The organism is Agriterribacter sp. (assembly GCF_035445465.1).
Classification (GTDB): domain Bacteria; phylum Bacteroidota; class Bacteroidia; order Chitinophagales; family Chitinophagaceae; genus Agriterribacter.
This window is the reverse complement of sequence record NZ_DAOMQT010000048.1, coordinates 23,085-31,569: the sequence shown is the minus strand read 5'-3', so window position 1 is coordinate 31,569 and position 8,485 is coordinate 23,085. Positions and strand designations below refer to the sequence as shown.

The 8,485-nt window shown below is 43.9% G+C and carries 6 protein-coding genes; 1 reads left to right on the top strand and 5 read right to left on the bottom strand.

The annotated features are described in order from the left end of the window. Positions 1-166: 166 nt before the first annotated feature. The 3 genes from PLE34_RS17480 to PLE34_RS17470 form a co-directional block, all read right to left on the bottom strand. Positions 167-367, bottom strand: coding sequence for a hypothetical protein (locus tag PLE34_RS17480; RefSeq protein ID WP_324559064.1), 201 nt, complete (start codon positions 365-367; stop codon positions 167-169). Positions 368-446: 79 nt separating this feature from the next. After that, entirely contained in the window at positions 447-3,053 is a 2,607-nt protein-coding gene (gene mutS / locus PLE34_RS17475) for a DNA mismatch repair protein MutS (RefSeq protein WP_324559063.1), read from the bottom strand. A gap of 421 nt (positions 3,054-3,474) precedes the next feature. After that, a complete protein-coding gene (locus tag PLE34_RS17470; protein WP_324559061.1) occupies positions 3,475-3,768 on the bottom strand; it encodes a transposase DNA-binding-containing protein in 294 nt (97 codons plus the stop codon). Positions 3,769-4,104: 336 nt separating this feature from the next. On the opposite strand from PLE34_RS17470, the gene pgi reads away from it, so the two are divergent. After that, the gene (gene pgi, locus PLE34_RS17465; RefSeq protein WP_324559059.1) at positions 4,105-5,757 is read left to right on the top strand and encodes a glucose-6-phosphate isomerase; all 1,653 of its coding nucleotides are present in this window, start codon (positions 4,105-4,107) and stop codon (positions 5,755-5,757) included. Between the two features lie 188 nt (positions 5,758-5,945). On the opposite strand, the gene PLE34_RS17460 is transcribed toward pgi, so the two are convergent. Then, on the bottom strand, positions 5,946-6,374 hold the full coding sequence (locus tag PLE34_RS17460; RefSeq protein ID WP_324559058.1) for a DUF3276 family protein: 429 nt from the start codon (positions 6,372-6,374) through the stop codon (positions 5,946-5,948). A 119-nt stretch (positions 6,375-6,493) separates the two neighbouring features. Beyond that, entirely contained in the window at positions 6,494-8,347 is a 1,854-nt protein-coding gene (locus PLE34_RS17455) for an ABC transporter ATP-binding protein (RefSeq protein WP_324559056.1), read from the bottom strand. Positions 8,348-8,485: the final 138 nt, after the last annotated feature.

Genomic DNA, 8,485 nt, shown 5'->3' with positions numbered 1-8,485 from the left:
CAACCAGCCGTTTGAAAAAAGAATTATTCTATTTTTACCGGACAGCAATGATTCGAAGCCGGAACTTCGAAATTCGAGGAATACAGAAAGCCATAAGCTATGGGCAGAAAGGAGTATTCATTCTGTCACAGTAAACTCACCTGATACCTGACTGCTGATAGCTCCTCTACAGATTGACACGCAGGTGTTTTTTATGTATCCAGAACAGCCGGTATCTTACAGCAAGGGAGATCGCTTTTATAAGGGAAAACCTTTGGGCATCGTAAGTAAGCGTTGAAAAGATGACCTTCCCGTTCTTAATTTCCTTTACATACTGTAATGCGGTTCCTTTAGGTGTTTTCTTATATCTGTATAATACAAATCTCATGCAAGGGTAGGCGTAAACTTGTAGCGAAAGTATCGGTAAGAACTGTGCATTCCAATTTTTTTCGATGAATGAATGACGCCTACTGTAAAAGGTTTTTGATCTCGTTGAGCTTCAGCAATGCCTCAACAGGAGTAAGCCGGTTAATATCAAGGTTCTCTAATATTTGGCGCATGTGCTGGAATGTTTCGGTATGTATATCAAAAATGGAAAGCTGCAATTGAGGCGCGGAGAGCTGCTTTACCGTGCTGGCGAGGGCGCCTACATCATTATCCGCATGTTTTTCTTCTAATTGTTTTAAAATGGTATTGGCCCGGTCAATCAGGGAAGGAGGCATGCCGGCCATTTTAGCTACATGAATACCAAAGCTGTGCGTACTGCCGCCTGGCGCCAGCTTGCGGAGGAAGATAACTTTGTTTCCCGCTTCTTTATTGGTGATGTGATAATTTTTTACCCTGGGTAACTTGTTTTCCAGTTCATTCAGCTCATGATAATGCGTGGCAAATAATGTTTTGGGCGCAAAGGGAGAGTGATGCAAAAACTCCGCGATGCTCCAGGCAATGGAAATGCCATCGTAGGTAGAAGTGCCTCTTCCGATCTCATCCAGCAAGATAAGGCTTGCGGCGGAAATATTATTGATAATACTGGCCGTTTCATTCATTTCCACCATGAAGGTAGATTCGCCTGCGCTTAAATTGTCTGATGCACCAACCCTTGTAAATATTTTATCTGTTATTGGTATATAGGCTGTAGCGGCAGGTACAAAGCTCCCGGTATGGGCCATTAAGGTAATAAGCGCGGTTTGCCGCAGCAGGGCGCTCTTGCCACTCATATTAGGTCCGGTAAGTATAATGATCTGCTGATCTTCGGGATCAAGCACAATGTCGTTGGCAATATATTGTTCACCGGCAGGCAGGTTGCGTTCTATTACCGGGTGGCGGCTTTCTTTGAGTTCAAGCTGGCGGCCTTCATGCAATTGAGGTTTTTTATATTTGTATTGCAGTGCATTACCGGCAAAGCAGATGAGGCAATCTAATACGGCCAGTATGCTGCCGTTTACCTGCATCGGCGCAATGTAGTCCTGGAGTTCTAATAATAATTTATCGTACAGTTCCAGCTCTATCCGGAATATCTTATCCTCCGCACCTGTAATCTTTTCTTCATAATGTTTTAATTCCGGCGTAATGTAGCGCTCGGCGTTGGTAAGCGTTTGCTTGCGTATCCAGCTTTCCGGTACTTTGTTTTTATGGGAATTGGTTACTTCCAGGTAATAGCCAAACACATTATTAAAGCCTACTTTAAGAGAAGAAATGCCGGTAGACTGGGTTTCTTTTTGTTGTAACTCCAGTAAATATTCTTTCCCGCCGGTGGCAATACCACGCAGCTCATCCAGTTCCTCATGCACGCCCTTGTTAATAATGTTTCCTTTGCCGGCCTGTACCGGGGGATTATCAATGATCTCCCGGTTGATCTTTTCAGCAATATAATGACAGGAATTGAGCGCATCGGCCAACCGTTTCAGGTAATCGTTACTGCTGTTGATACAGGTGTTTTTGATTTGCTCAATATGCTGCAGCCCCCGGGCTATTTGTTTAATTTCCCTGGGGTTGATCTTCCGTAAAGAAATTTTACTCACCAGCCGTTCCACATCGCCGCATTGCTTTATATGCTGGGCAACACTATTCCTGCAATCGGTTTCTTTAATAAAATATTCCACCAGGTTCAGCCTTTCATTAATACGGCTGATATCTTTCAGGGGCAGCACGATCCATCGCTTCATCAAACGGGCGCCCATAGGCGAAACCGTATTGTCCACTACTTTTTGCAATGTCTGGCCGCTGTCTGAGCTATTGCCTAACAGCTCAAGATTGCGGATAGTAAAACGATCCATCCATAAATGATCGTCCTTATCAATGCGCTGTATAGCGGTAATGTGCTGCAGGTTGGGATGTTCGGTATCTTTAAGATAATGCAATACCGCGCCGGCCGCCACTATGCCTGCCGGCATGTCTTCAATGCCAAAACCTTTCAGGGAATGGGTGCCAAAATGTTTCAGTAAGCTTTCGGCGGCATAAGCTTTGTCAAATAACCAGCTTTCGAGGGCATAGGTATAGAACTTTGATCCAAACGTTTCTTTGAACTGTTTCTGAAAGCTCCGTTGAAAAACCACTTCCGCGGGTTTGAGGCTTTGCAGTAGTTTGTCTGCATATTCCGTATTGCCTTCCGCCATAAAAAATTCACCTGTGGAAATATCAAGAAAAGCGGTACCTACAATATTTTCATCGAAATAAACACCTGCTAAAAAATTATTACTGTTATGCTCCAGCAGCTTATCGTTGGTAGCTACACCCGGGGTAACCATTTCCGTTACACCGCGTTTTACAATACCCTTTGCCTGTTTGGGGTCTTCGAGCTGATCGCATATAGCAACGCGGTAACCGGCTTTTACTAATTTATGGAGGTAGGTATCTAAAGCATGGTAGGGAAACCCGGCCAGCTCGGATGAGGTTGCAGCGCCGTTGTTTCTTTTGGTTAGGGTAATACCCAGCACACGGGAGGTGATAATTGCGTCTTCGCCAAAGGTTTCATAAAAATCGCCCACGCGGAACAACAGTATGGCATCGGGGTATTTTTGCTTGATAGCCCGGTGTTGCTGCATTAAAGGTGTATCTGAACTTGCTTTTGCCATACAGGAGGGCAAAAATAAGGAACTGCGGGGAATACAAAGCTGAATGTTCAAATTCCGGGAAATACAAAGCACCGGGAGGCTAAATCACAAAAGACAAATAAAAATTCAAATCTGAAGCATAAAATCCTAAATCCGAGGACAAAGCATCAAGAACCAAATCGCAAGAAACAAATAAATCACAAATCTGAAGTCGAAAATCCGAAATCCGAAGCGAAATGCAACCTGAAACCATAAACGATAAATCGTAAATAAAAAAATCCGCCTCCGCTGTTTAGGGATTACCTACTGCCGGTAGGCAGGCTTCAACCCTCAAAAAATATTACGCATTATTCAGATCAATTTAGGATCTCGTAACGACGGAAGGTGAAAAGAGAGGAGTCAAAGAAGGAAATATCTGTTCTATCGTTAGTAGCTACTCACCTCATAGCTGACGGCTGAACCCAAGGGAGCTACTATCTTCTATCACTAATACATCACGCCCTTGCACGTTTGTAGCGCAACGCGATCGCAAGGCTTCTATTAATTGTTCTTCGGAAACAGCATCGTTATTTAAAAACCGGTAAAACCCCTTTTGTTCCGCTTCGTCACGGGTAGCCTTATGCACAACAGATGTCCGGCTGTTTGTTAATGCATTTGATAATAGCTCCGCCCTGCGTTCTAAACGTTTATCGCCTAACTTACCTGAATAATCAGCTCTATTTGATATTAATTCCATCCTGCAATATTATCACTATTTGTGTCCAAACCGTAGCTGCCGGTAGGCAGGCAATCCCCCAATTGGGACACGGATTATATTTCACAAATGGGCTTACTGCTCCGCTTCGCTCCAGGCAAATTGTCTACCTGCCGGTAGGCAGGCTTTGGCGTGTACAGTTCTTCTAAATATCCGGCAAGTTTTTGACACCTTGCAAAGACGGGCCTTTTATGGCTTCAGATTTTGAAATTTGCAGTTTAAAGTTTATGGTTGTATTTCCTTCAGATTTCGATCTTTTCGTCTTCGGATTTAGCCGGTAATTGCAGGACTTCCTATCTTTGGGCAAATCAGCAATTTATGTCATTCCCCCATGTAAATCCTCTCCAAACTGCGGCGTGGAAAGCCCTTGGCGAATATTATGCCACGATGCGCAGTAAGAAAATAAGGGATCTTTTTAAAGATAACCCCACCCGGTTTGAACAATATTCCATCGCTTTTGAAGATATTCTGTTCGATTATTCCAAGAACATTATTGACGAAAGAACACTGGTATTGCTGCTCGACCTGGCAACGGAGTGCCGGCTGAAAGACGCTATAGCGGCAATGTTTAACGGCGAAAAGATCAATCAAACCGAAAACCGGGCGGTTTTACATACCGCCCTGCGTAATTTTTCGGGCAAGCCGGTACTGGCAGACGGCAAAGATGTAATGCCCGACGTGCAACGTGTGCTATTGCAAATGAAAACCTTCGCTAAGCAGATACACAGCGGCGAATGGAAAGGGTATACGGGTAAAAAAATAAAATACATCATTAATATCGGTATTGGCGGCAGCGACCTTGGCCCGGTGATGGTAACGGAGGCGTTGAAGCCCTACTGGGTGGAAGGTATACAAACTTACTTTGTATCGAATGTGGATGGTACGCATATTACGGAAACCTTAAAGAAGGTAAGCCCTGAAGAAACGCTTTTTCTTATTGCTTCCAAAACGTTCACCACGCAGGAAACCATGACCAATGCGCATACGGCAAGGAACTGGTTTTTGGAAACCGCTAAAGATGAAAAGCAGGTAGCCAAACATTTTGCAGCGCTCTCTACCAATGAAAAAGCGGTGGAGGCTTTTGGCATTGATAAAGCCAATATGTTTGAATTCTGGGATTGGGTAGGTGGCAGGTACAGCCTGTGGAGCGCTATAGGACTGTCTATTGTACTCACTATTGGTTATGATCATTTTGAGCAGCTCCTGAAAGGCGCTTACACCACTGATATTCATTTTCAGGATACAGCGTTCGAAAAAAATATCCCGGTAGTAATGGCGCTTATTGGTTTATGGTATACCAATTTCTTTGGCGCCCAAACCGAAGCCATACTTCCTTATGACCAGTACATGCACCGCTTTGCCGCGTATTTTCAGCAGGGTAACATGGAAAGCAATGGTAAATATGTTGACCGCAACGGCAACAAAACCGCTTATTCAACGGGGCCGGTAATTTGGGGCGAGCCGGGTACCAACGGCCAGCATGCATTTTACCAGCTCATTCACCAGGGCACGGCGCTTATTCCCTGCGATTTTATTGCACCGGCCATCAGCCATAATCCTGTGGGTGATCATCACCCCAAATTATTATCCAACTTTTTTGCACAAACGGAAGCTTTGATGAACGGTAAAACCAAAGAAACGGTAGACAGTGAGCTGGGCAAGCTATCCGAAGCGGAAAAAGAAAAGCTTGTGCCGTTTAAGGTTTTTGAAGGCAACCGGCCCACTAATTCTTTTTTAATCAAAAAAATTACTCCCTACAGCTTAGGCCAGCTCATTGCGCTGTATGAACACAAAATTTTTGTTCAGGGCGTAATATGGAATATTTTCAGCTTCGACCAGTGGGGTGTGGAATTGGGCAAGCAATTGGCCAGCACCATTTTACCGGAATTGCAGCATAGCGAAAAGGTAAGTGCGCACGATGCTTCAACCAACGGTTTAATTAACAGGTATAAGGAAATGAGGAAAGGGTAACCTAAGGTAGTGTCATATTTATCATAAAATGACGTATTCCCTGCCACGAATGCACAAATACACATTCGTGCATTCGTGGCAATATCTCTGATATTTTACGCTTAACTTAGTAGTATAGCAAGAAAAGACCCCGGACAGTTCCGGGGTCTTTCAATATGTTAGTACGTTAAATAAAGCGGTGAACAAAACTACCATTTATCTACTTCTTCATCTGCACCGTTATTCTGAACGGGTACGTCTTCTTCAATAATTGGAGCTGCTTCAGTAACCACAACTGCTTCATCGGTAATGGTTTCAATTTCCGCTTCTTCATTCTCACCAAGAGGCGTGTCATGATTAAATGCATCAAAATCAAAATCCGGCATCAACTCGGTTTTAACATGATCCACGGCTTCATTAAGCGCTTTAATGAATTTGTTGAAATCTTCCTTGTACAGGAAAATTTTGTGCCTGTCATATCCGTTGTCATTAAAACGCTTGCGGCTTTCAGTGATCGTCAGATAGTAGTCCTGGTTGCGGGTGCTTCTAACGTCAAAGAAATATGTTCTGCGTTTTCCTGCGCGGATGCGCTTGCTGTACACACTCTCCATCCTTTTGTCATTGTTGTCGTACGCCACAGTAATAAATTTTTAAAGGTTTTAACTTTTTCCTTGTTTTAAGAGGGACAAAGATAAAATTGTTTTTGAATTGACAAAATTTTAACCCAACTCTTATATTGGCAATTTACCGCCGTTCTTTATACTTCCTTTTGCTCCTGTTCCTGCTGCTGGCGGTACATTTCGGTATAGTGTCCGTTGAGCGTCAGTAATTCATCGTGTGTTCCTTTTTCCATTATCCTGCCGTTGTCCATCACTATTATACTGTTGAATGAAAAAAGGCTGAAAATACGATGTGTAATGATGATGGCGGTCTTGTCTTTTAAAAAGGCATACAGGTTGCCAATAATTTCCTTTTCCGTTCTGGCGTCCACGGCGCTCAGGCAATCGTCGAACACCACAATCTCAGGGTCTTTTATCATGGCACGGGCAATAGATATCCGTTGCTTTTGCCCCCCGCTTAGGGTAACGCCCCGTTCGCCCACCATGGTTTGAAAGCCCTGCGGGAACCGGCCGATCTCTTTTTCCACGCTTGCCCCCCGCGCCGCCTTGCGGATCATTTCTTCTGTAGCCTTATCCAGTCCGAAGCCTATATTGCCGGCTATACTATCGCTGAACAAAAAAACGTCCTGCGGCACATAGCTGATCTGTGCTCTCATTTCACGTACATCCATTTGGCGGATATCGGTTCCATCTATCAGGATTCTACCGTGAGTAGGGTCATACATTCGCAGCAGCAACTGTGCTATGGTTGATTTACCGCTGCCTGTTTTGCCAATAACGGCTATCTTACTGCCTTTGGGTATATCTAATGAAAAATCTTTCAATGCCCGGATGCCGGTGTGCGGGTAAGTAAAGTCTACACATTCAAAGCGGATGTGTCCCTGCAGGTGAACGGGTAAAGGAGCCGCAACGTTCTGAATATCAGGAACGGTATCTAAAAACTCATTGAGTCTTTTTTGCGAGGCGGATGCTCTTTGTATCATACTGGCCACCCAGCCAATAGAGCTTACCGGGAAAGTGAGCATATTAATATACACTACAAATTCGGCGATGGTTCCAATGGTAATATCATCTGGGTTTCGGATGTGGTATAAGCCGCCTATCATAATGGTAAGCAGGGTACTTAAGCCGATCAGCAGGCTTATGGAAGGAAAATAAATGGCTTCGATCTTCGCTAAGTTAACGGCGCTTTTTTTGTAGGCTTCACTGTTCCGCTCAAAAAAATGTTCCATGGTACTTTCCTGCACAAATGATTTGATAACCCTTATGCCTGAATAAGATTCCTGGGCATTAGTGGTAAGGGTGCTGAGCTGCGCCTGTATGTTTTCACTTCTTTTATGAATGATGGTGTTAACGATGTAAATGGTTATAGCCAGGATTGGCAGCGGCGCCAGCACATAAAGCGTGAGCTCCCAGTTTTTTTGAAACATATAAAAAAGGCTGAGGCCGATGAGCGCTACAAGGTTGATAAAATACATCATGGCCGGGCCGGTATACATTCTTACACGGCTTACATCTTCGGCCATGCGGCTCATTAAATCGCCGGTGCTGCGTGTTTTGTAAAAAGCAGTATCCAGTTCCTGGTAATGCTGGTATACTTCGTTCTTCTGATCGTATTCTATGAGGCGGCTCATTACAATAATAGTTTGCCGCATAAAGAACATAAAAATGCCTCTTAATAAGGCCAGCACCAGCAAAGTAATACCGCATACCATCACCAGCCAGGTAAAATCGTGGGCCTGTATTTTTTGTTCTACCTGGTTGATGAAAGCCTTAACAAGGGGATCGTACTCTTTTGAAAAAGCTTTTGTATATACCTGTTGTTCCTCATTGAGCTGGCTTATTTTAATTTGCACCTTATCCATTACATAACCCGTTACCTGGGGCGCCAGGATACCAAAATAGTTGGAAACAATTACGAAAAGGATACCCAGTAAAAAACGCCACCTGTACTTCCTGAAATATTTATTAACGGCTCTTAAATGCTTCAATGCGGTTTTTAATTTATGCAAATGTAGTAAAAGGAGGTTAGTGCGGCCGGGAGAAGCACACAAAGCCCCACAAATCAAATGCAGGGGTATTATGCTTAAATAGACTATATGTTGGTATATTTGAGAAGAACATGCTGC